At 40.6% G+C, this 24,021-nt stretch carries 23 protein-coding genes and 1 tRNA gene; 13 read left to right on the top strand and 11 right to left on the bottom strand.

Annotated elements, in window-relative coordinates:
- Positions 1-20 precede the first annotated feature (20 nt).
- From JWG41_RS03800 to JWG41_RS03780, 5 genes are read right to left on the bottom strand one after another with little or no spacing between them, the layout of a single operon-like run.
- Complete coding sequence (locus tag JWG41_RS03800) at positions 21-2,381, bottom strand: YhjD/YihY/BrkB family envelope integrity protein (RefSeq protein WP_205268613.1); 2,361 nt, start codon at positions 2,379-2,381, stop codon at positions 21-23.
- 9 nt (positions 2,382-2,390) lie between these two features.
- On the bottom strand, positions 2,391-3,272 hold the full coding sequence (locus tag JWG41_RS03795) for a class I SAM-dependent methyltransferase (RefSeq protein WP_205268612.1): 882 nt from the start codon (positions 3,270-3,272) through the stop codon (positions 2,391-2,393).
- A complete protein-coding gene (locus JWG41_RS03790) occupies positions 3,272-3,880 on the bottom strand; it encodes a class I SAM-dependent methyltransferase (protein ID WP_205268611.1) in 609 nt (202 codons plus the stop codon). Before JWG41_RS03790 ends, JWG41_RS03795 begins: the two co-directional genes overlap by 1 nt.
- Positions 3,877-5,079 (bottom strand): ATP-grasp domain-containing protein, encoded by a 1,203-nt coding sequence (locus tag JWG41_RS03785; RefSeq protein WP_205268610.1) that lies wholly within the window; start codon positions 5,077-5,079, stop codon positions 3,877-3,879. The genes JWG41_RS03790 and JWG41_RS03785 overlap by 4 nt, the downstream gene beginning before the upstream one ends.
- Positions 5,080-5,448: an RNA recognition motif domain-containing protein gene (locus JWG41_RS03780; protein ID WP_205268609.1), complete on the bottom strand. Its 369-nt coding sequence runs from the start codon at positions 5,446-5,448 to the stop codon at positions 5,080-5,082.
- 112 nt (positions 5,449-5,560) lie between these two features.
- Between JWG41_RS03780 and JWG41_RS03775 the strand changes: the two genes are divergently transcribed.
- From JWG41_RS03775 to JWG41_RS03760, 4 genes are all read left to right on the top strand, one after another.
- Complete coding sequence (locus JWG41_RS03775; protein WP_205268608.1) at positions 5,561-6,421, top strand: flagellar hook-basal body protein; 861 nt, start codon at positions 5,561-5,563, stop codon at positions 6,419-6,421.
- Between the two features lie 397 nt (positions 6,422-6,818).
- A complete protein-coding gene (locus JWG41_RS03770; protein ID WP_205268607.1) occupies positions 6,819-7,253 on the top strand; it encodes a hypothetical protein in 435 nt (144 codons plus the stop codon).
- On the top strand, positions 7,240-7,860 hold the full coding sequence (locus JWG41_RS03765; RefSeq protein WP_205268606.1) for a hypothetical protein: 621 nt from the start codon (positions 7,240-7,242) through the stop codon (positions 7,858-7,860). Before JWG41_RS03770 ends, JWG41_RS03765 begins: the two co-directional genes overlap by 14 nt.
- Before the next feature lie 27 nt (positions 7,861-7,887).
- Positions 7,888-8,271 carry a hypothetical protein gene (locus JWG41_RS03760; protein WP_205268605.1) on the top strand — a complete coding sequence of 128 codons (384 nt, stop codon included), beginning with the start codon at positions 7,888-7,890 and terminating at the stop codon, positions 8,269-8,271.
- Positions 8,272-8,403: 132 nt separating this feature from the next.
- Here JWG41_RS03760 and JWG41_RS03755 read toward each other — a convergent pair whose 3' ends face one another.
- Positions 8,404-9,156 (bottom strand): SDR family NAD(P)-dependent oxidoreductase, encoded by a 753-nt coding sequence (locus tag JWG41_RS03755; RefSeq protein WP_205268604.1) that lies wholly within the window; start codon positions 9,154-9,156, stop codon positions 8,404-8,406.
- 435 nt (positions 9,157-9,591) lie between these two features.
- Here JWG41_RS03755 and JWG41_RS03750 point away from each other — a divergent pair, with 435 nt between their 5' ends.
- The 4 genes from JWG41_RS03750 to JWG41_RS03735 all read left to right on the top strand — a co-directional run bounded on the left by JWG41_RS03750 (position 9,592) and on the right by JWG41_RS03735 (position 15,446).
- Positions 9,592-12,945, top strand: coding sequence for an MHYT domain-containing protein (locus JWG41_RS03750; protein WP_205268603.1), 3,354 nt, complete (start codon positions 9,592-9,594; stop codon positions 12,943-12,945).
- The gene (locus JWG41_RS03745; protein WP_205268602.1) at positions 12,935-13,939 is read left to right on the top strand and encodes an HD domain-containing phosphohydrolase; all 1,005 of its coding nucleotides are present in this window, start codon (positions 12,935-12,937) and stop codon (positions 13,937-13,939) included. Before JWG41_RS03750 ends, JWG41_RS03745 begins: the two co-directional genes overlap by 11 nt.
- Positions 13,940-13,976: 37 nt before the next feature.
- Entirely contained in the window at positions 13,977-14,837 is an 861-nt protein-coding gene (locus JWG41_RS03740) for an AraC family transcriptional regulator (protein WP_205268601.1), read from the top strand.
- 120 nt (positions 14,838-14,957) lie between these two features.
- Positions 14,958-15,446, top strand: coding sequence for a GyrI-like domain-containing protein (locus JWG41_RS03735; RefSeq protein WP_205268600.1), 489 nt, complete (start codon positions 14,958-14,960; stop codon positions 15,444-15,446).
- A gap of 31 nt (positions 15,447-15,477) precedes the next feature.
- Here JWG41_RS03735 and JWG41_RS03730 read toward each other — a convergent pair whose 3' ends face one another.
- Both JWG41_RS03730 and JWG41_RS03725 read right to left on the bottom strand, forming a co-directional pair.
- Positions 15,478-16,212, bottom strand: a complete 735-nt coding sequence (locus JWG41_RS03730; protein ID WP_205268599.1) for a class II aldolase/adducin family protein — start codon at positions 16,210-16,212, stop codon at positions 15,478-15,480.
- A gap of 68 nt (positions 16,213-16,280) precedes the next feature.
- Positions 16,281-16,925 carry a class II aldolase/adducin family protein gene (locus JWG41_RS03725; RefSeq protein ID WP_205268598.1) on the bottom strand — a complete coding sequence of 215 codons (645 nt, stop codon included), beginning with the start codon at positions 16,923-16,925 and terminating at the stop codon, positions 16,281-16,283.
- A 154-nt stretch (positions 16,926-17,079) separates the two neighbouring features.
- On the opposite strand from JWG41_RS03725, the gene JWG41_RS03720 reads away from it, so the two are divergent.
- From JWG41_RS03720 to JWG41_RS03710, 3 genes are all read left to right on the top strand, one after another.
- Positions 17,080-17,745, top strand: a complete 666-nt coding sequence (locus JWG41_RS03720) for a TetR/AcrR family transcriptional regulator (protein WP_205268597.1) — start codon at positions 17,080-17,082, stop codon at positions 17,743-17,745.
- Positions 17,746-17,930: 185 nt separating this feature from the next.
- A complete protein-coding gene (locus JWG41_RS03715; protein ID WP_205268596.1) occupies positions 17,931-19,793 on the top strand; it encodes a PP2C family protein-serine/threonine phosphatase in 1,863 nt (620 codons plus the stop codon).
- 236 nt (positions 19,794-20,029) lie between these two features.
- A complete protein-coding gene (locus tag JWG41_RS03710) occupies positions 20,030-20,335 on the top strand; it encodes a hypothetical protein (protein WP_205268595.1) in 306 nt (101 codons plus the stop codon).
- 85 nt (positions 20,336-20,420) lie between these two features.
- Here the strand turns inward: JWG41_RS03710 and JWG41_RS03705 are convergent, their stop codons facing one another.
- The gene (locus tag JWG41_RS03705) at positions 20,421-21,095 is read right to left on the bottom strand and encodes a CDP-alcohol phosphatidyltransferase family protein (protein WP_205268594.1); all 675 of its coding nucleotides are present in this window, start codon (positions 21,093-21,095) and stop codon (positions 20,421-20,423) included.
- A 103-nt stretch (positions 21,096-21,198) separates the two neighbouring features.
- Here JWG41_RS03705 and JWG41_RS03700 point away from each other — a divergent pair.
- Positions 21,199-21,275, top strand: a tRNA-Asp gene (locus tag JWG41_RS03700).
- A gap of 13 nt (positions 21,276-21,288) precedes the next feature.
- Here JWG41_RS03700 and fliG read toward each other — a convergent pair.
- Positions 21,289-22,308: a flagellar motor switch protein FliG gene (gene fliG, locus JWG41_RS03695; RefSeq protein ID WP_205268593.1), complete on the bottom strand. Its 1,020-nt coding sequence runs from the start codon at positions 22,306-22,308 to the stop codon at positions 21,289-21,291.
- Positions 22,309-22,438: 130 nt separating this feature from the next.
- On the opposite strand from fliG, the gene JWG41_RS03690 reads away from it, so the two are divergent.
- Positions 22,439-22,648: a hypothetical protein gene (locus tag JWG41_RS03690; protein WP_002987008.1), complete on the top strand. Its 210-nt coding sequence runs from the start codon at positions 22,439-22,441 to the stop codon at positions 22,646-22,648.
- A 16-nt stretch (positions 22,649-22,664) separates the two neighbouring features.
- Here JWG41_RS03690 and JWG41_RS03685 read toward each other — a convergent pair whose 3' ends face one another.
- Positions 22,665-24,014, bottom strand: coding sequence for a pyruvate dehydrogenase complex dihydrolipoamide acetyltransferase (locus JWG41_RS03685; RefSeq protein ID WP_205268592.1), 1,350 nt, complete (start codon positions 24,012-24,014; stop codon positions 22,665-22,667).
- Positions 24,015-24,021: the final 7 nt, after the last annotated feature.

Here is a 24,021-nt window from a genome sequence, read left to right as displayed (position 1 = left end):
CCCAAATTCTATTTTCTATTCTAAATCAGATCTTTAAAAGAGATCTTTTTTAATTCCTCTTTTAACTTCCCTTCTAATTGTCCGAGGCTCTCGTTGAGTTTTGGAGAAATGCTTTTGAGTTCTTTGGGAGCTCCCAATTTAAAACTGGAAGTGTTTTCATAGAGAGATACCAAATCAATTTGTTCCTTGAGTTTTACCGGAGCAATTCGTTTGTCTTCCGTGATCTCCACAAGTTTCGCATCACTTAGTTTTTCCAAAATATCCGTTAAATCTTTTTCTGGCATCAGAAGGGTCTTTCTTAAGGCCGATATTTTGATGAGTTCCCCATTTTTGGATTGGTGGTCATAAGTCAGAGCCAAAACCTGAATGGTTTTATAAAACTCATAAGAAAGGTTACTATCAATATCATCAAATGGATGTTTGGGGAGAAGGTAACGGTCTGGGAATTGTAAGGTCGCTGTCACTTCGGCACCATAAAGAATGATGAGAGAAATGGAGTAAATGGCAAGTAGGGCAATCGGGATGGCCGCTAGTGCCTTATACACTAACATTGTTTTTTCGGTGAAAGAGGTGAGATAGATATTAATAAATCCCCAAAAGAAAATAATAAGGATAATCCCAGTGATTGCCGCTCCAATCGAGGAAGCTTTGATCGGAACTTTGGTGTTCGGGATGATATTAAAAATGAGCAAAAAGAAAAGCCAGAGTGCCAGCAAGGGAAGAAGGATTTGGAAAATGGAATAAAGAGAGAAAAAACGTTTTCCCCCTTGGTATTTTTTCCAAATGGTTTGTCCTTTGGAATCATCTTCCACACGGATGATTTTATTGAATTCTCCTACACCGACAATCCCAAGCATACTTTCGTTTAATGATTCGGCTTCGACCTGTGTTTCGATTTCGATGGTATCTTCTGTTGGTAAAGGTAAAGTAGTTCCATCCGCCAAAACTTCTGGTTCGGTGCTTGTTTTTTTCGAAATCAGAATCATGTCGAGAATCATCCCCGCTTTACCTTTATAAGCAGTAGACCAATTTTCCCCTTCGTCTTCGGACAAAAGAATATCACCAAGAGATGTCAGAATAAAGATATCGAAGTCTTGTTTTTTCGGAGAGGTAAACATCCAAACTCGTTCATAAGAATATTTTCTATGACTTAGGTCAGACCATGTATAACCACCATCTGTGGTTTTGAAAACCGCACCATTATCACCCACAAGGAATCCAACATTTCGATTCAGGAAAGCAATGTCATTCAATGGTTTTTGAGAAATCTCTTGTGGAAAGAAAGTAGTTCCGCCGTCGCTTGTTTTCCAAAGCCGACCTTCTCGGTCTAAGATAAATCCATCTTTTTCGGAAAAGAAACGGACCCGAATGGGTGTGATCGCAGGATCAGTGAAACGTTTGATTTCTTTTAGAGTTTTTCCAATCTCATAACGAAGGGTACGAGTGTCCTGCGTGAGGATGAAAAGTGTATCATAATCAATCGCACCAAAGTCAGAGACAACGATTCCTTTGAGAGAGTGGAGTTTCCAAGTTTTTCCCAAATCATTGGAATAAAGGAAAGTTCCTTCTTCTGAGATCGTAAATAGATCATTCCCCACGCTGCGAATTCGGAAAAAATTTTCTTTAGAGATATCTGGTTTTTTACAGGTTCCCGTTTCCACTGTCTCAAAATCAATGCAGAGCATGTTTTCAAAATCGATACTAGAACTGGGAATGAAAGAAACGGATTTATTCAATTCCTTAATGGTTCCAATATTTCCCTTTTCACCGGCAACCCACAACTCTCCATGTTTTGTGGAAACGATGGACTTTAAATGAGGAGGGCGAACGGAATCAGAAATTTTATCGGTGATGTTTTTCCCAACCACAAAGAGAAGGGGACCAAAAGAGATCAGAAAGAAATAAAATACAAATTTGTTAATAAAATTTCGATGAAGGTCAATTTTCCAAATGATATGGAAGGCCTTTTCTAAGGATCGCAAAACAGCTGTTGCGGAAAAAATAAAAACGACAAATCCAACAGCTCCAATTTGGGAAGCAGTAGAAATAATATCTGTGAGCGTATCTAAATAGGGAGAGATATCAAATTGGATATTGTTCCGAAGAAGATAGGAGTTGATTTCATCTACCATTTCCCCTTGTCTTGTTTGGATTCCGGAAGCCACTGTAATGAGGGCAAGGGCCACAGTCAGCGTGGGAATGAGAGTGACAATGGTTGTATACGCAAGACTGGAACCAATGATGAGGCAATCGTCCTTCATAAACCGGTGAACCGATACGAGTAAAACTCGAATGCTTAAGATGAGTTTTCTTTTTAAACCCTTATTTTCTGGAATCGCAGTGAGTCGGACAAGTAAGGGAGGTTTGATTGTATCATTCATTCTAGGTACCTATTTTTTAAAAGCGTACAAAACGTAACTTGAGGTGATGGGAAATCCATCCCGTTTCCATTTTGATTTCCAATGGTAATACGAAATGCGAAACCACTGGAGGTAGTCTTTCCAATTTTTGAAAGAACCTCTTGATTTTTGAAGTTTCGCCACCAATGGAAAATCCACTCCGAAGTAAGATACAAAACGACTAAAATTTAGGTTCGTCAATATATTTTTTAGGATCCTATCGGAGTAATAAAAGACATGGCCGGGCATATAGTAGTGATATTGGGAACCCTCTTCTTTGGCCTGCCAGCCGTCGAAATTGGCAGTTTGGAGGAGGAGAAGGCCCCCTGGTTTTAGGATTCGCGTGAGTTCATTGAAAAAGAGACTGGGATTTTCTATATGTTCTATCACTTCTACCATGGTGATCACACTGAAGTGGGCGCTCGGAAATTTTGCTTCCGCTAAACTTCCATTAAAGGTAGGAATTCCGTTTTCATTCGCATAACGAGCGGCATATTCGGAAATCTCCACACCTTGGACTTGGAATCCTTCTTCCCTTGCCGATTCTAAAAATCCCCCAAAGGAAGACCCTATATCTAAAAAGTTTCCTCTCTGAACAAACTTCTTAATGTTACGAACTCTTGCTTTCCAAACATACGATGCGAATTTTTTGTTTTCCCTTTCATCGATATAGGTATAGTCGGCTTTGCCTTGGTAGTAGTCTTGTCCATATAATTCTTTTTGGTTGGGCCTTGGGTAGAGGGCTTGGAGTTTGCAATGTTTGCATTCCACAATCGACAACCCAGAATATTTCCCTGTGGTGATGTATAAGGGTAACCAATCACAGAGATGGTCGAGAGGGCATTCTTCCTGCAAAGAGACTTGGGGATCCATTATTTCTCTGCAAGGAAAAACCAGTGGCAGATTCGTTCATCCAACTTACCGAGAGGAGTTCGTTCCGAATACCCAATGGACAGGTTCGAAAAAATCGAAAGAAATTCCTTTAAGGCCTCGAGGGAGTAGGTCTCCGCATAACCACCGCTTAAGTCAGATAAATTCATTTTTCCTTTCGAAAGACCTAAATGAGTGTCCCCATCGGCTCGAATGGATCCGAGTAAGTATCCGCCCGTATCCAAAGAAGTATATAAGGAAGTGAGAAGTTTTTTCGCATCCTCAAGCCTGTTATAATGAAAGACTCCCCAGCTCACAATGATCCCAAATTCATTGGGTAAAAAGGGAAGGTTCGTATCCGGAGTATGGAGGAAACGAATGGCTGCGGATTCTTTTTGTAAGTGATCAATCGTGGTTTTGGCCGTATCGCAGCCTGTAACCTGATAGCCTTCGTTTTGGAGAAGGTAACAATGCCTACCCGAACCACAACCAAAGTCAAGGGCTTGTTTATTCTTCGGTTCAATGCGAGAAAGGAGACGGATTAAATTTTCATCCGGAAAGGCCAATTTTGATTTTGGTCTTTCGTAGTGTTCATCCCAGACATTTTTCATGAATTGATTCTTTCAAAAATGGAATCTAACCAATCTTTGGTGGATATGGAAAGTTTTGTTGTGATTCCAAAAACTTGGGTTCTTTTATGATTTCCCTCGAGCTTATCCAATGCTGCCCCTGTGGGAACCAATTGTTTTTGAAAGAATAACGTTTCCCCGAAATTGGTTTCGAAGGTGATGGGATCTCCCATTTTCTTTTGGCGTTCTGTAGGAAGTGTAAAAACTAACGCTGATTTTGTGATTCCATCTCTCGGGTTTTTTAAAAATCCAGGTCTTGTTTTTTCACCAATCGTAACAGAGAGAAGGTCGTTAAAATATTTATAACCATAATGTTCTGGAATGAGAACATCGGCTAAAAATTCACCCCCCACTTCGGGAGCGGATTCAATGAGAAGGCATTCGTTGTTTTTTGTAATTTTGAATTCTGCGACAAAGGGTCCGGTTTTTAGTTTGGTCGCTGTCACAATACTTTGGCAGATCATTTTTAATTCCCCAGCCATCGGAATGTGTTGGGACGGAGCCACATGGGCGACTTCGATAAAGTTGGGTTTCCCTGTGGTGATTTTGTCGGTAAGGGAGATCAAATAAAATCGTCTGGCAATGACAAAACCAAGAACTGTCACTTCATCCCCAGGAATGAACGGTTCCAAAAGGAAACTTTCACTCGTTTTCAAACGGCTGAATTTTTTGAACTCGGCTTCCGTCTCAAGAACGGTAATTCCCTTTTTTCCAGAACCTAGTTTTGGTTTGGCGATTAAAGGATAGGTAAGTTCAATTTTTTTCTCTTTGGATTTGGATTGTAAATTGGACTGCAAAGAACTAGGGATCGGGATTCCGTATTTTTGGACTGAGTTTTTGAACTTTTCTTTGTCCAGAAAGAGATTGATGGTATCGCGAGGATTCCCGCGAAGTTTTAATTTTTCGGCTAAGTAAGAAACTGTATACACAGCCTTCCCGTAAGACCTAGACCCAACTCCCATCAGTTTGAAGGGAAGAGGGACCCGACTCATGGCATGGTGAATTTTCCGATATTCATGAGTAGATTCTAATATCTTAATGTCTGATTCTGCAAGGCCAGGAGCTTCCGGGTTCGTGTCCACCGAGATGACTTTTAGTCCTCTGGCTTTTGCTGCCCGGATCAGGGGGATTTGGTTCTCTCCGGCTCCAATGGAGAGGTAACTGCCGGTCAGTTGTTTCATCTACGACCCGCGAGAACCGCCTCTCCTTTGGAGACCTGTATTGCCACCACCACTGGTTTGGTTTCTACCGAAAGTGGGTTTTGCAACCGCAGGGCTTCCTTTTTTCTTAGCAGCATCATTTTGTGCTTTGGTGAGTTCTTCTTGGTTGACGAGAACCAATTTTTTCCCTTCCACTTCCTTACCATTTAGCGACGCAATTGCGTTAGTAGCATCTGCGTCCGCCATTTCCGCCGTTCCATATCCCAGGGATACCTTGGTGATTTTGTCACGTTTGATTTGGAGGTGTTCAACTTTCCCGTGAGCGGAAAGAAGTTTCTCAAGGGCTTCGTCAGTAAGCGACTGGGGTAGGTTTCCGATGGATAACTTCATGTCCTTCTTTTCTATGAATTTTCACGAAAACTTCAACTCTTTTTTGACTATGTCGCATTTTCTCTTGGGGAATTGGCAGATCTGACCGAAAGAAACTATAGGTAGGAAAGGTATGTTACGAGGACTCTATACAGGCGCCAACGGGATGATTTCCCAACAAGTAAGAATGGATGTGATCGCCAACAATTTGGCCAATGTGGATAAAACCGCATTCAAAAAAGATACGACCGTTTTCAAAACCTTTCCTGAAATGTTACTCCATCGTTATTCTGAAGATGGAATTGGTAAAACCCCAATGGGTTCCTTTGATACTTCTCCCGTGGTCGGGAAACTAGGGTTTGGTGCCGAAGTGAATGAAGTTTACACTCGCTTCGACCAAGGTTCTGTGAAAAAAACGGATAATATCTTTGATTTGATGATCCAAGACCAGCCCGGTATGGAAAAACCTGCTTTCTTTTCCGTTCTCACTAATCGTGGAGAGCGCCTCACTCGGAGCGGAAGTTTTGTTTTAGATAAAAATGGATTTGTTGTGACTCCGCAAGGATTTCCTCTTCTCGGAGAAAAAGGTCCCATCCAAGTGAACCAAGGCAATTTTCTTGTGAAAGAAAATGGAGAGATCTATATCAACGCAAAACTCGGAACCGCTCCCAAAGACGGAACCAATTTTAGCGAAAATCGATTTGAAGATCCCGTCCTTCTCGATACGATCAAAATCCGAACGGTAGAAAATCCTCGCCATCTGGACAAAGAAGGGGACTCGTTTTATTCTGATACTCCTGAATCGGGAGAACCCACCAAGTTTCCCACTCTTCTTGCCCCACAAGTCATGCAAGGATACTTAGAGGCTTCCAATGTTTCTGTTGTGACTGAGATGGTAGATATGATTGAAGTGAACCGCGCTTACGAAGCCAATTCCAAAACCATGCAAACACAAGACAGTTTACTGGGTCGATTGTTCGAAGTAATGCGATAGTATGAATTTTCTTTTGGGGTGAATCCCCGAAAGATTTTATCTGCGAATCCAAATCTTAACTTTTCTATCAAACGGGTATCTTTGCCTTTCGGGGCCCGGGCTTGTCCGGGGTGCGCGTTCGCTCCCGTCTGACGTTCGTCAGACCAAGCCCTCCCATCCCTTTCCCGGAAGTTTTTTGTTATAGCAGATAATTCGTATAAGACACTGTCATAGAATTGTTATATTCTGGAGCCATAATTCCTTCTTAAACCATTGATCGAATAGATTATTTCCATAGTCTTGTTTGAATCGATTAAAAACTTAGCAAAAGTTAGCTGTGAGATCTTGATTTGTTTCTGTTGTTATCTTAATGAAAGATAATAACATCTAAATCGATTCTTTTCCAATGGGGGATTTGATGTATTTTCGGTTTGTTCTGTCGATTCTGATTCTATTGGTGATTGCTAACTGTGATTCAACCATAACCACTCAATATGCTTACCATCCCTATTTAGCGAATCGGTTATGTCTGCTGGTTATATCGGGAGAGTTGGAAAATATAGAATCAATATCTATTCTATTGGATCAAAACAATGTGTTTGATGTAGATAAAGAAGTCGTAGATGAATTGGGAATTCACACGGATCCTGATTCTGAATATAGATTGCCTCTGAAGATTTACCCGAAAAAAGGCTTTTCCCATAGAATTCCCTGTAGAAATCAAATCGTTCGCATGCGTTACTATTTGAACGATATTGAAAAATATCTGGATATACATTTCGAAAAAGACCAAAAAAATAAATTTGTAATCAAAAAAGATCCTAAGTTAGGTGAATTGTATGTGGAAAATTAATCTCTGTATTAAATTTCTAGTGATTGTCTTATTGGGAATTTCTAATCCACTTACTGCTAATGCTAGTGCCGCTTTGAATTTGATAGGAGTAATAATGTCACCAGGATTGCGGGGGAAAACAGAATTTACCATTAAATCTGTCCCCTTGGCGGGTCACGAAAACACTTACTTCATTGTGAAAGTCATGGGTGAGAAACCGGAGAATCAATCCAATCGTTTCTCATATAATTTTGTGTATGGAAAAAGCAGATTTATGATGGCATTTTTCTATTTTTCTCACCCTATTCATTCTTCTGTGATTCCTTACGCTTCTATTCACAATTCGATTTACTACCCATCGAATAGAAAACTAAATCACCAAACATCCATTTCTGAATTTTGTAATAATTATTTCCCAATTCCAGTAGGTGAGCATATTTATCAATTTTCATTATACGATAATCGACGTAGTTTTGATTTGCCTCATTACTATAATTTTTATGTGAATCGTTACTTTAAAATAAACGCCAACCAATCAATATTTATAGAAGTGGATATTGAAAACGATTCCTATATTTCTAAAATCATCGATACTCCCGAAGATATTTTTTCTGATATGTGTAAATAAATCAGAGAAAAGTCTTTTTCTACTTGTTTGGTTTTTACAGAAAACGGTCGGGAGATTCGGTTTCCTTATATGTATGCTACGTCAGAATTTCAGGTGGTCAATTTTCGATGGATTCAGCCTGCAGCCATCGTCAAGGTATCTTTGGAAAAAGACCAAGTGGTTTATTTTTCTTCCAATGCAAAAGATTTGCGATCGGTTACGTTTTCCTATCGAATGACTGAATCTTGTCCAATCACAGGTTCGATTATTAATTCCGTTGGTTCTGAACCAATAACGATTGTAAGCTATACTGCAACTGCCGCAAAGTTTAATGCAACTATTCCGGGAACTTATCATTTTCAAGTGGATACGTCTTTCACAAATCAAAATCCAGAAAACCGTTTTGATATTTCCGTTAAAATTGGAAATTGAAAGTTTCTATAACGAATCCAAGTTTATTGAAATTTACTCTTTTGTAGTTTTACTACCGTGATCAGTTCATATTTTTGATAGATACTTTCTATTCTTCGGGAACCAGGATTTTGAAATTGTATTCAATCCCCCTTAACTCCTAGTCCCGCCATCGACCCGATACACCGATCCGGTGATAAAACTAGATTCCTCAGATGCTAAAAATGCGATTAAGTTCGCCACTTCGTTTGGTTTGCCAAGTCTTCCCATAGGAATATTTTTTTCCATGGCTTCCTTTCCTCTTTCGCCAGCTACATCCAGGATTGCAGTTTCTGTCCAACCAGGGCATACGGCATTGATCCGCACTCCAAACCTTGCCACCTCAAGTGCTCCGGTCGTAGTGAGTTCAATCACACCGGCTTTGGCAACGCAGTAGGGACCAAGACTCGGCGAAGCACCAAGCCCTGCAATGGAGGCAACATTGATGATGGATCCGCCAATTCGATCTGCTAGCATAAGTTTGGTGGCATATTTTTGACACCAGAAGACACTAGTTAAATCCATTAAGAGTAACCGGTTCCAAACTTCCGTTGTGACCTTATGCATAAAGGTGGGTTTGTTGGCAATCCCTGCATTGTTCACCATAATATCCAAACGTTTTCCTTGGGATTTCAAACGATCGACAAGAGATATAATTTCTTCTTCTACCGTAACATCACATTTGATAAATTCGGCGGAACCACCCAAGTTTGTAATTTCTGTAACCACGCGGTGGCCTTCGGTTTCATTGATATCGGACACAATGACGTGAGCGCCTTTTTTGGCGAGAAGTAGGGATGTTTCTCTTCCGATTCCGAGTGCGGCTCCAGTAACAATGGCATTTTTACTAGTTAAGTTTTTTTCCATAGCGAAGGATATGGTTTGGGTGCAAAAATAGGCAAGTCAATTCGAATGTTTAACAAAAGATTTGAATGATTTTATAGAGTGATTGGTCTACTTATTATTTTGAAAGTATAGTGGTCTAGTCGGTATACTTTTGATTGGAGTTTTGAACTTGAACTTGGTGATCTGATTGTAATGAGTTTATCATTCGTAGTATACTTAAGAATATATTGATATACGAATTCTGTTTTTGTTTAGCCTTTTAATTCGGCAGGAATTGTTTTTCTACTCAATAGCGAAAATCACGACATCGAATCTCTCTTTTCTAGGCAATTTTGCCGGAATATTTTTAGTGCTAGTACGAATCGAGAAAATTAAGAATTTAGAACCCGTCTAAATTGATACTATCCATATTTCTCCGAAATGAATGATAGGATCTAGGCTGCCTAAGGAAACACAATGGGAATGGATATTCTGCGACATTTTTTTATCTTAGATTCGAACCAATTGAGTTATGTTGAGGGAACTTATAACTATTGGTTTGTTTCCCTTTCCATTTTTATCTCCATATTTGCTTCCTGGATTTCCTTATATATGTTGAATCGCTTCTCCAAAGTGGAGAGCAAATATTCCAGGTTAGCCATCCTATTCACTTCTAGTTTGTCTATGGGTGGTGCTGTTTGGTCTATGCACTTTATCGGTATGATGTCTTTTGAATTATGTACAAAAGTCACTTACAATAAATTAGTCACCATACTTTCAATCCTTCCCAGTTTCTTTGCTTCCTTTTTCGCATTACAAACATTAAGCAAAAAAAAGATCACACGAAAGGAATTGATTTCGGTAGGAGTCCTTGTTGGTGCCGGAATTGGATTTATGCATTATATGGGAATGGCTGCGATGGAAATGCGGCCTAGGTTAATGTATGATCCTTATTTGTTTCTCGTTTCTCTTGTAGTTGCCATTTCTTTGGCCATCACTTCTATCTTCCTTCAGTTTCGATTAAAAAATTCGAATCTTAAAATTCGCACTTCGATTCTAACACTTCTTAGTGGTGTTGTGATGGGAAGTGCGATTTCGGGGATGCATTATACGGGAATGGCTGCCGCTCGATTTGTTACATTTGGTGATCAAATTTTGGAAACATCCAATCCAGACCAATTGTTTTTAGCCTCTCTTGTTGGGATTGGAAGTTTTTTTGTGATTGGGTCTGCTGTTGCCACGATTGCATTTATTAGTTATAAAGACCTTTTTCATAACCTGCAAAAAAGTGAATCGAGACTGAGAGCAATCATTGAGACTGCTCCAGATGCGATCGTTATGATTGATACAAAGGGGATTGTGCAGGAGTTTAATATCACTGCCGAACAAATGTTTGGTTGGAAGGCACAAGAAATCATTGGTGAAAACATTAAGATTTTAATGCAGAATCCCTATCAAGGTGAACATGATGGTTACCTTGCCAATTATTTAAAAACGGGTCATGCAAAAATCATTGGGATTGGAAGAGAAACCGAAGCAATCAAAAAAGATGGAACTGTTTTCCCGATTCGTTTGGCCATTGGGCATACCAAACTCCCACAAGATGATATCTTTGTTGGTTTTATCAGTGACATATCGGAAAGAATCAAAATTGAAAATGCACTAAAGTCTAATGAAGAACAAATGCAGTCCTTCATTCAAAATATTCCTGGAGTCGTTTATCGGTGTTTGGTGGACGAAGATTGGACGACTATCTTTATGAGTGATTCCATACTTAACCTTTCCGGATATCCTTCTCGGGATTTTTTGGAACCGGATCGCAAACATACATTTTCAGAAATTATCCATTCTGATGATCGAATTCATGTTTCCAATATCATTCAAAATGCAATTGATACCTCTGATACTTTTGTTCTGAACTATCGTATCATCCAAAAATCAGGAGATATCCGTTGGGTATTAGAATATGGTGGTCTTGTTTTAGATGAAGACAGAAATGTAAAATTTTTGGATGGAGTGATTCTAGACAATACAGATCGACGGATGATTGAAGAGGCATTGATCGAATCCAAAGAAAAGGCAGAGATGGCAGCCATTACAAAAACTACGTTTCTCGCCAATATGAGCCACGAGATCAGAACTCCAATGAATGCCATCATTGGGTTTACCGAAGTTTTATTAACCGGTGAATTGTTCGGAAACCAAAAGAACCATTTAGAAACCATTAAAAATTCTGCTAAGTCTCTTTTACGTTTGCTCAATGATGTATTAAATTCTGCAAAGTTGGATCGTGGTGCCGTCGAGTTAGAGATCATCGATTTTTCCTTAGTTTCCCTTGTCGATCAAGTTTGTTCTACAATGGGAATGGAAGCCAAACGAAAGGGATTACAATTTCAGTATTCTCTCGCTGAAAACCTAGAGGATTATTATAAAGGGGATAGCCTTCGGATCAGGCAGATTTTAACGAACTTACTTGGGAACTCAATTAAATTTACGAAAGAAGGTTTTATTCAACTCAATATCACAGCAAAAGATAAGGAAGTTCAGTTTCATATCCAAGATAGTGGGATTGGAATTGCAACGGATCGAATCGAAAAAATCTTTGATCCCTTCACTCAGGCAGATGTTTCCATGAGTCGAAGGTTTGGAGGAACTGGTCTTGGTACTACCATCTCCAAACAGTTAGTGGAACTGATGAAAGGAAAAATTTGGGTAGAAAGTGAATTAGGGGTAGGTTCGAATTTTTATGTATCCCTTCCTTTGGAAAAGGGAGTTCCTATTTTAGAAATCAGCGAAAAGATTCAATTTGATTTGCCCAGTTTAGAAATACTGATCGTTGATGATGTAAAACAGAATGTGGATCTCATACAGCTCTTAATGACATCTAATGGACATAAGGTGGAAATTGCTAAAAACGGAAGGGAGGCTTTGGAGATTTTTAAGTCCAGATCTTTTGATTTAGTTTTAATGGATATCCAAATGCCTGAGATGGATGGTTTGGAAGCGACTCGCCAAATTCGTTTATATGAAAAAAATACTTCTACTCATATACCAATCATTGCCTTGTCCGCCAGTGTATTTGATGAAGATAAACAATCAGCAAAAGATGCGGGTATGGATGGGTTTATTTCCAAACCAATTGACATCCAAGATTTGTTTTTTGAAATTAAGAAACTATTGGGTGGTCAATCGACGCAAGGCCTAAAAACAAATCCATCTCAGCTGAATAAAGACACCTTTCAAACCGAGAGAGGAGTTTCCCTTTTTGGATCTTTGGATAAATATGTAGCGATGTTGCATGGATTCTTCAAGGATTTCAAAACCGAAATCGAAGAATGTTTAATTCATCTGGGGAAATTGGAAGAGGAAAGGGCTTTTTTGCATAAAATGAGAGGGGTTTCTTCTAACCTTGGCATCAGTCCAATTGCCGATGTCGCTCTCCGTTTAGAAGCCAAATTACAAAATTCTAAATTGGATAAAGCAGATTTTGAAAGTTTACAAGATAGTTTTACTCTTTCTTACCTTCAGTTTTTAGAAGAGTTTGCCAGTGGAATTTCAAAAACTAAAGATTCCCAAATTCAAACTAAGAATTTTTTGGAAGATGATAAGGTCGATGTATTGGATTTGATTGTCCTTTTGTCTGAGTCTTTTTCTAAAGGTGCTGTCGACCAAAAGGAATGGAAAAAGTTGTATGATTTTTTGTATGAAACAGAATATACAAAAATCATTTCGGAGATTGAATCTTCTATCCTTCAGTTTGATTTTGAAAAAACAATTAAACAGTTAAATCAACTTAAACTTCAAATTTCAGGAGAACCTAGTGGAAATTAACGCAAAACCGGTCATCTTAGTCGTAGATGATGAACCGACAAATTTACAAATATTAAATGAGATTTTGCAGAATGATTACACTCTTTTGTTTGCTAAAGATGGGCAAAAGGGAATTGAACTAGCTGAATCACAAGAGCCGGAACTCATTTTATTAGATGTGATGATGCCGGAAATGACGGGCCATGAAGTCTGTAAAATTCTGAAAGCAAATGAAAAAACAAAATACATTCCGGTGATTTTTGTAACTGCCCTAACGGATGTCGTTGATGAGGAAAAAGGGTTTAAACTCGGGGCTGTGGATTATATCGCCAAACCGGTAAGCCCACCCATTGTAAAAGCACGTATTAAAAATCATTTATCTTTAGTGGATGTAAATGAAGTCAAAGCAACTCGGTTACAAATTGTACAACGTTTGGGTATGGCTTCAGAATACAAAGACAATGAAACGGGAATGCATGTCATTCGAATGAGTCATTATTCCCAAAGCCTTGCTTTAGCCATTGGTTATTCCGCCGAGGCTGCGGAAGAAATTTTAAATGCAGCTCCCATGCACGATGTAGGAAAAATTGGAATTCCCGATCATATCATTCAGAAACCAGGAAAACTGACTCCTGAAGAATGGGAGATTATGAAACGCCATCCTCAAATTGGTGCTGAGATCATTGGAGATCACAACTCCAGTTTACTGAAACTGGCAAAGTCCATTGCCATTACACACCATGAAAAGTATGATGGAACCGGTTACCCTTTTCAATTGAAAGGAGAGGGGATTCCTCTTGAGGGAAGGATCATCGCCATTGCCGATGTGTTTGATGCCTTGACAACAGTTCGGCCATACAAAAAAGCTTGGGAAGTGGATGCTGCTATTGATTTTTTGAAAAAGGAATCGGGAACACATTTTGATCCGGCTCTGGTCGAAAAATTCATTTCTGTTTTACCCAAGATTCTTGAGATCAAAAACCAATGGCCGGAAGAAACGGAAACCAAACCTTAGTCGTAAAAAAACTAGTTGGAACCATTTGTATTGAATTATGGACTACTACGATCATATCAAACTTGCCGTAAACTTTATTGAAAAACACCTAAGAGATGATATCAGTGTAGAGGATGTATCTAAAAATGCATTCCAATCCCGATGGCATTTTCAAAGAATATTTCGATATGTAACCGGGTATTCGGTTTATACGTATTTAAAAAAACGAAGACTGACGGAAGCCGGGAATGATCTCATTCTTGGAAAAGATAAAATTATCGATATTGCTCTAAAATACCATTATACAACTCCCGAGTCCTTCCTTCGTGCATTTCGTACGGAATACGGTCAAAATCCATCGGATTATAGAAAAGTATTGGAACATAGAAATTTTCCCAAACTAGAAATTGATTCTATGCGTGATGGAATCCGTATCGATGGCTCCAAAATCAAAACAGAAATTGTAACAAAAAATGAATTCATACTTATGGGAAAACCGCATCGCACCACAATGCAAAGGTGTCAGAACGAAATTGACATTCCTAAATTTTGGGGCGAATTTATGGCCTCGGGTACTACCGGTGACATTCCGAATCGAATCGGCGATTCTCTTATGGGAATCTATACAAACTGGGATTATGCGGAAAACTTTGATGTACTCATCGGAGCCCAGGTGAGCTCCGATACAAAAGTCCCGGATGGGTTTATCACACACAAAATGAAACCTGCTAAATATATGGTTTTTACGGTTCCAGGAAATCAAAATTTAGACATTCTTAATGGATGGAAATACATTTACGGAACTTGGATGCCGAATACAGGTTATGAAAGGGAATTTAGCGACGATTTTGATTTGTTTGATGACCGCTTCCAATCGAGTACAAATCCAGAATCTGAAATTTATATCCCAATCCAATAGAGTCCATTCCCCAGCTTTCGAAAGTTGCAGTACCAATAGAAAATTCTCTAGTCCTTTGGATTGGCTCTAAAAAGCACAAATAGTCAAGAAATCAATTTCCATTTGGGGTAGGATCATCTTATGGAAAACACAATTCAGAACAAAATTCATTTAAACACCATCACCCTTGTGGGAATCAAAGCCCGAACCACCAACCGAGAGGAAATGGCAGGCAAGGGAAAAATTCCTGCCCTTTGGCAAAGGTTCTGGGGAGAGGGGATCCTCTCTCAGATTCCGAACCAAACCAACCCTTCCGAATTTATGGTCACGTATACGGAATTTGAAGCGGATGAAAACGGCGAATACACGATACTCATTGGCGCGGCAGTTGAGTCAGTGGGAGATTTAAAAGACCATCTAACTTCGATTACAATTCCGGCTTCTGATTATATTCAAGTTCCTACAGCTTGGGGGCCCATTGCCGAGATTGGAATCGCGACTTGGAAAACCATTTGGTCGGAAGAAAAATTTCGGAAAAATCGTTCTTACATTGCTGATCTAGAAGTTTACGGTCTGAATGCAAAGGATCCGAACCACTCTCAGTTTGATATTTATTTAGGCATCAAGTAAGAGTTTACTTTCGGACCCGAATTCGCTTTCACTAATAGGCTTTAAATCCAGTCGGTGCTTGCCCTAAAGCATAGGCCGCACTGGCTTTTCTTTCATCTTTGAGGAGTCTATTTTTGGCAATGAAACGTACCCACCAAGGAATCCTTCGGATGGGACTTCCTGTAGAATGGGCTAACAGGTAAGCTTTGGAACATTTTTCTATCAACTCACAGTTGTAAATGGCTTTGTCACGAGTGACACTTGTGACAACCACTCCTTCCTCATCAAGGAAGGCATTGGCACCAGATAGAACAATGGGATCTGGTTCTACGGAACCATCAATTTTTTTGGGAATGGATTGTACTGGTGCTCCGAGTTGGCGGCACTGTTCATCAAAAACTAGAGGGAGTGGGTGGTCGAGTGTTCCGAGTAAGGAACTCCAAACAGGTTGGAAACAAACAATGGCACCGATATCTGGTCTTAAAGAATAGAGACTGGCATGAAAACGAATCGCTGCTAGGCTTTCGTCTGTTTTAGAACTCATCTTGATCAAGTCAGTTGGGTTTTCGATTCTATATTCTTCTGTTTCTAATTTCGAATGTTTGCCTTCTGTGCGGGATAACAAAAGAAAACTTCCTTTTCCAGGAAGGCGAAAGGAAAGATTCGCTTTATGTTTTTGTAATAGTCCTTTGGTATCCAATCTGTCCCATAAATGATGGAGTTCCACTACATCGGAAGATGGTGTTTCCACTTTTGGATTTCTTTTTTTAAGGGTGTTTGCTTTCATTATGATTCTCGTTTTTGGTTAGTGTAGGTTTTCGTAACTTTTTGATTCTTCTATGTTTTGACCTATCGTTACAGAGCTGAAAGTAACTGCTCTTTCACTGCATTTGGCATATAGGATAAGTTGGTATTTTTTTCGATTCGGTTTCGTAAAAACCGAGCTGCTTCTTTTTCCACTAACTTTACATTGGCGATCGCTTGGTCGAGAGTGAAGGCACCACAAACAATTCCATGGTTTCTAAGTAGGTAACCATTGGTTTCCGAATTGATTCGTTTACTAAATGCTCTCACTAAAAAAGATGTACCGGAAGGTGCATAGTATACAGACCTTAGATAGGGACCAATGTTTTTTTTCCCATCTGCGGATGTAATTTCCATATCCAAACCAAGAAGTGTGACGGCACTTGCGAGGGGCTGATGGGTGTGTAAACTCACTTCAATCTCTGGTCTTAATGTAAAAAAGGATGCATGGATTCCACTTTCCGTTGTTGGTTGTTTGGTTCCTTCCACCATCTTTAGGTCTTTGATTTCTAAAATACAAAGGTCTTCTGGTTTCATTGTATAATAATCAGTCGCAGAAGGAGTCACTGCCATAAGTTTAGAATCGATTCGTACGGCTAAATTTCCGCCGACTCCCGCTAAAAAACCTAAATCAGCTAACTTGATACAGGCGGCAAGCATGTCCTTTCTGACTTTATCTATTTTTGAATCCTTCATCGATTCTCTCCTTTCCCAAGGAATTGATATAAACCAAAACCCGACATCTGTCGAATATAAATTGAATCCATTTGGGCATTTGTCGACTATTTTTTTAGAATGAGCTCAATTTCTGGTTGAAATAGATTGAAAACTCGGCTTTTGTCGAGATTGGATGCGAAAAGTCAAACGAGGGCCCATACGAACCAAGGAGCCAAATCCACCCATTCTGGGTAAGGAGGAGGACCGCACCAAAGATCATAGCCGTCGGGCGATTCTTGTCCAGTCTCTAAGAGAACTCCTTCGGGAAGAAGATCCATCCTCTATTACTTTTGCAAAGGTCTGTGCGAGAGCAAAAATTCCGAGAGCCTCTGCGTATCATTTTTTTCCTCATATGGGAGCTCTGTATCTGGGACTAAGGCTCGTGCATTCGGAACTCGTATCTTTACGATTGGAAAGAGTGGAAGCGGTTCCCTTTGCGACTTGGCAGGACTATGTGTACTTCCTCGCTCGGGAAGCGGCTTCTGTTGTAAGGGATGACATTGCTCTGATGCGAGTGGTGTATGGAGTTCGGAGCGAAGAGACCAAGGACGTGGGAAAAGAATTGGATTCCACTATTGCAAAACTGGCTCTCGCCCAAGTGGATGCACGTTTCCTCTTACCTGATATTCCAGATATCGCGCGTAAGGTGGGAATTGCTGTCTCTCTCATTGATTCCGTGTTTCGGTATTCTTTTCGGGAAGAGGGAGAGATCACAGAAGAGATGGTCACGGAAGCCGGAAGGGCCGCCGTAGCTTATTTACGATTCTACTTTCCCGAATTCCTAAAACCCAGACAGTAATACCTGTCCGGAAAAGAAAACCCTCCTATAAAAAATAATCGACAATTGTCGGTTTTTTGCCAATTTACCCCTTACATCCAAAACACTGAAAACTTCGTGATCGGCTTTCTCTTTTCTCTGGGAGTGGGAGAGCGTGCGAAACGAAACATTTGGCTTTGGATCTTTTGCGAAAAGGGAGATAGGTAATGTTCATCACAAAATTTGGTCTTTTACTACGAAGGTTTCAAAAGATTCTATCAGGGTTTGTTTCCTTTGTTCTTGGTCCCACCGAAGGTTTTGTGATGAGGCATCGGATTTTGAATGGAACCCTGCTTGCGGGCATTGTGGCCATGGGAGTGGGGCTTACTTCAGAATTCTTTCGAGAAGGTTTTGAAACCGGAGGGCTCATTGCTTTGTGGGTGGCATTCGGATTCGCCTGTGTATTTTATTATCTGGCTCGGTTCCAACACCAATTCCAAATTCTGATCCTTCCTACTTTTATCATTAGTTCCTTAACATCGTTTTTACAAATCCAATACAGTGGTGGGATTGTGAGTGCCAATGTAATGTTACTCGCTCCCATCTTAGTTTTGAATATGCTCATCCTCGGAAAACAATATGATTGGATGGCCATCGTGTTTTTTGTCGGAGCTCTCTTTGGTGTGAATTATCTCCAAGGCCTGCACCCCGAATGGTTTTTTGATTATTCCTCTGAGAAAGCAAGGAGTGAAGACTTTCTCATCACAGGGATCTCTATTTTATTTTTACTAGGGCTTATGTTACGCACTCTCAATCGTTCTTATGAAGATGCGATTGGAGAAGTGAGTCGTTTGAAATACCAACAAGATGGGGACTACTATCTCACTTCGCTACTCACTCGCCCTCTTTCCGGAATTCGGATTCGATCCCAAACGGTTCAGTTCCAAACTTATATCAAACAGAAGAAAGCCTTCCAATTCAAAAACAAAGAATATGAACTCGGTGGTGATATTTGTGTGGCCGATCAAATTGTTCTCCGAGGAAGGAGTTACTGTGTATTTGCCAACGGCGATGCTATGGGTAAGTCCATGCAAGGAGCGGGGGGAGTTCTTGTTTTTGGAACTGCCTTTCGGGCTCTGATTGAACGAACCCATAGGGAAGGAATTTTGTCGGGATACTATCCAGAACGTTGGTTGCATACTGCCCTCAATGATTTGAATGATGTATTCGAAGGTTTTGATGGTTCGATGTCCATGTCTCTCCTTTTGGGTCTTGTGGATGAAGAAAATGGATTTTTATATTATATCAATGCAGAACATCCCTTTCCCATTCGATTTCGAGAAGGGCAGGCCAGTTTTTTATCGGAAGAAGCCACCAATTTTAAATTGGGAATGCAAAAAGACAAAGCAAGGATTGAAACCTGTTGGATTCGGCCGGGAGACACGATCATCATTGGTTCTGATGGACGCGATGACCTGGGCATTGGTTTTGATGCGACTGCGAACCGTGTGATCAATGTAGATCATACTTCTATCTTAACTCAGGTGGAAGAAAGTGCGGGAGACATTGAAAGACTCGGACTTCGGCTCCAAAAGATTGGGGAATTGACTGATGATTTGTCCTTACTCAGCATTCGTTTCCAACCGCAAACACAAGTGGATGCTAAAACAAGAGAGATCAGTTTGGAAGAACCCATCCGCCTTTTAAAAAGGAACAATGACTTCGAGGCCCTCACTCTACTCACAACTTACGCTGATTTGTATGCTTCTGACCCTGCCGTATGGAAATTATTGTACCGAGTGTATCGTAAATTGGAGAAACCCGCAGAAGCGGGAAGGGCTGCCGAGAATTTTTCTAATACTCATCCATCGGGACTCCAAATGATCCTGGATGGTGCCATCCAATATGCCAAAGCCAGTTTGATTGAAGAAGCCATCGACATGGCGGAACGGATTTATAGTCGTAAACCCGACGTAATTCCTGTGATTAAGATCCTTGTCCGTCTGTATAAAAAGTCAAAACGACCTGACAAAGCCGAAGAATACCAAAAAGAAATCCATCGTTTACAAAATGGTTCCCTTCAGTCTTAAAGAAAGTCCCATACGCCCTTAGTGAAATCGTATCTTAAGGGTTAGGTGGATTGGGTTCTCGATTTGTGGGTGAAAGATTGATCTTTGGTTAACAAATATCGTTAAAATAGAATCATTTTCCAAGAAATTAGTCATGTTCTATCATACAAAACAAAAATGAATTTACTTTTAATAATCCTCGCTTTGTTATCGTACCAAGAAGGAAGATTTGATACTATCTTCATAAGGTTACATGTATGGAAGAAAACGAAACAATAGAAATTCCACAGATTCAAGAAGAACTTGCTCCCGAAGTAGCAGTAGTGGTTAAAAAAGCAGCTCCTAAGAAGAAAAAGGCCGCAAAAAAGAAAGCAGCGAAGAAAAAAGCTAAAAAAGCAGCTCCTAAAAAGAAGAAAGCGGCTAAGAAAAAAGTAGCTAAGAAAAAGAAACCAGCAAAGAAGAAAGTTAAAAAAGCTGTTTCTAAAAAGAGACCTGCGAAAAAGAAAACTGCTAAGAAAAAAGCAGCGAAGAAGAAAGTCGCAAGAAAGAAAAAAAGACGTTAATGTCGTTTGGGATAATAGTCTCCTATTTTTGCCTGGAAAATCCTTTTTGGCAAAGAGTTGGTTCTATTATCCCAAAAATCTTTCCTTAGATCTTTTGGTATTTCTTGGCTTGTTTTTTATTTTCCGGATCCAGTTCGATCGCTTCTGGATGGAAAACAATATTCCAATACCGAATCACATAAGCAACAACACCGGCTGTTAGTACAAAAAGTAAAACATAAGCTGAGATCACGGGATGGAGTAAAAAGGAATAAGGTGCCCCAAACTGTAAGAAGTAAGGCAAAGACATATACCAAATCACAGAGACTGCCACAATCCCCACACCAAATTTACCCCACCAGTTAGGTCGTCCTTGTAGTCCTCTTTTTAGATAGAGATACCCACCAAGCCAAACTCCCAAAATCTCTCGGATAAAATAGGTAATGAGAATCCAACTGGGAAAATCAAAATGAATCGTAACCACAAAGAGACCACCGAGTGTCACTAGTTTATCACAAACGGGATCTAAATAACGGCCGAGGGTTGTTTCTTGGTGGAGTAGGCGAGCAAAGAGTCCGTCTAGATAATCACTGAAAACGGCAGCTAAGGCATAGAAAATAGAGGCAAAGAAAGCGCGAAGGTTGGCAGGATCATGTGCATAAGCATAAGTGCTTTGGAAAAAAAAGGGCAATAACAGTACCCGCGATACGGATAAAAAATTGGAAAGAGTGAAGATTCGATCCTGGAAAAGGTCTTTGGCTTTTTTTTCTTCGATTTGCATAGAACCAATGCCAGATTCTAAAAATTCTAACGAAAGGCAAGAAAACAAATGAAAACCGTGTTGACTCTCGAAGTCGATTCTATACCTTGGTTTTTATTCCGATGGAGTTGTAGCTCAGTTGGTCAGAGTGCCTGCCTGTCACGCAGGATGTCGCGGGTTCGAGCCCCGTCAACTCCGCCATCGGTTTTCCCCTTCACTCAATATACTCTTCTTTTTCCTTCTTAAATAGGATCTGATTCTCTTCTTCTAGAACACGAGCCACTTGCACAATCTTACTTCTTGCTTCGTTTATCTCTCGTAAGGTGACCCGAGGTTTCATATCTAGAATATCTAATATATCTTCTGCTCGGTTTTGGCTCATATTGTTTAGGAATTTTTTTCTGATTTCATCGCCAGCACCACGAATGGCAAGAGAGATGGCCGTATCATCAGCGAGTCTATTGATCAGGATTCGCATTTCCTTATTATCCAGAGAAAGGATATCTTCAAAGGTATAAAGTTTTTCACGGACTTGGTCTGCCACATCGGGAGAAGTTTCTTCCAATTCGGAGAGAATGGTTTCCTCGGCCCCTTTTTCCATAAAGTTCAAAATGTTCGCAAGAACATGAGCACCACCGGCTTCCGAGTATTCCTGTTTGTCTCTTTCTTCGTATCGTTTCTTTAAAATCCGAGCAATGTTTTGGATCACATCGGGATGGGTTTTCGATGTGGTGGCGAGTCGTACGGCAATCTTTGCTTGTTCTGGTTTGGGAAAGAGTTTCAAAACATCGGCAGCTTTTTTCGGATCCAGATGAGAGAGTGTCACCGCAATGATTTGTGGGGATTCGGTTCCGAGCATCCCTTGCAAAACACTCGGCTCCACTTGGTTTAAAAATTCAAAATCGTTTTTTGTTTCTTCTTTATGGATCTTCTTTAAGATCACATTGGCTTTTTCTGCACCCACTGTATGTTCCAAAAGGGATTTGGCAGTGGAAAGGCCACCGGATGTGGTTTCATTCAAATCTTCAATGGTATTATGAAATTCTTTGAGGATGACTTCTCTTTCTTCCTTGGAAATCGATCTGATTTTGGACATTTCCAAAATCACAGCTTCGAGCATGGCATCATCTAGGTGTTTGAGAACGTCGGCCGCTCTTTCTTTGCCAAGGGATAATAGGAGTAGGGCAGCTTTCCGTACACCGGGCGTGGCGGATGTTGTGTTCTCTGGCTTCATGTGACATAATTCTCCCGGTTTCCTGATACTGTCAAAAAAAACTTACGTAATGAGACAAAATTTTCTAAAGGTCTCATAAATTCGTACGATACCCTTTGTAAGTTACAAAAAGAAAGGAAAGCAAAACCAGATGGACAAAGCACACAAATTCAAAAGCACACTCGAAAGATACATCCACTACCGGGGAATCGATATCGTTCTCCACCTCAAAGACGGACAAAGCATTGAACTCGATAAAAATCGCCAAATGATGGACGATGTCGTGATCGGGAACTTAGCCAATGGTGTGGTCCGCATTCCCGTCGCCGACATCCAAAGTGCCGATTTTTTCGCCGCTTAAATCCAATACTCTAAAATCAAACAACACCCGCGATAAGACTCGGTCTTTCCAGAAGAGTCTTTAGGGTTTTTAGAAACTCGGCCCCTACGGCACCATCGATCACTCGGTGGTCGCAAGAAAGGGTCAGAGACAAAACTCTCCCCGCAACCACAGCCCCGTTCTCCACAACCGGTTTTTCTTCCACGGAACCCACCGCAAGGATGGCACTTTCCGGTTCGTTGATGATGGCGGTGAATCGGCTAATCCCATACATTCCCAAATTGGAGATGGTAAAGGTTCCATTTGAGAATTCTTCGGGTTTGAGTTTTCTTTCCCTCGCCCTTTTGGCCAGTTCCTTCACTTCTTTGGAAATCTCTAAAATGGATTTCCCATCTGCATTTCGGATAACGGGCGTTAATAGGCCTCCATCCAAAGAGACAGCAATCCCCACATCCACTCGACCAAATTGTAAGATGGAATCTCCTTGGAAACTGGCATTCACTTTCGGGTGGAGTCGAAGTGCCGCAGCAGTGGCTTTCACAATGATATCGTTTAGACTTACCTTTACTTGTAATTCGGGATCTAGATGTTTTTGGAATTCCAAAAGATCCGCTCGGAAACCTTCCATAGCTTTCGCATTTACATCTACATTCAAATAAAAATGGGGGAGGTTTTGTTTGGATTCGGTGAGGCGTTTGGCGATGGTTTTACGCATTCCATTCAGAGTCACCACTTCATCCGAACGCGAAGGTCCAGCCGCCGATGACCGGGGGCTCGTACCTTTGTTTAATGTATCCAGTACATCATTTTTAGTGATCCGACCTTCGGGCCCTGTCCCAATGACAGTGTGTAAATCGATTCCGTTTTCAATGGCAATGGACTTAGCCAAAGGAGAAGCAAGAACACGGAGTCCCCCTCGGTTCGAGGAAACTCCAACACTAGTTCCATTTTCTTTAGGAGTTTGTGTTTGGGGTAGCGCACTTGCGCTAGGGATTTCTTTTGTTGGAGATCCTGCGGCAACCGGTTCTGGTTTTTGTTGTTGAGGAGTTGGACTCCCGTTTTCCTTAGATGACACGGCCGGGGTAGTTGGGCTTGGTGCAGATGCACTTTTTTGGGGAATCCCTGCGAGTAAAGTGGAGACATCTTCGCCGGGTTTTCCAATAACAGCCAAGGCTTCACCTACTCTCAGTTTGGCGCCTTCGGTATGTAGGATTTTTAGAATCACGCCGGTTTCAAAGGCTTCCATTTCCATCACCGCTTTGTCTGTTTCTACTTCGGCTATGATGTCACCGGGAGAGACGGAATCTCCTTCTTTTTTCAACCACTTCACTATGGTTCCTTCCTCCATTGTGGGGGAAAGTTGGGTCATTTCTTGGATCTTTGCCATTACGGTT

Source organism: Leptospira chreensis, from assembly GCF_016919165.1.
In the GTDB taxonomy this organism is placed as follows: domain Bacteria; phylum Spirochaetota; class Leptospiria; order Leptospirales; family Leptospiraceae; genus Leptospira_A; species Leptospira_A chreensis.
Note: the sequence above shows the minus strand (reverse complement) of the source record. Positions and strands in the feature narration are given on the sequence as shown.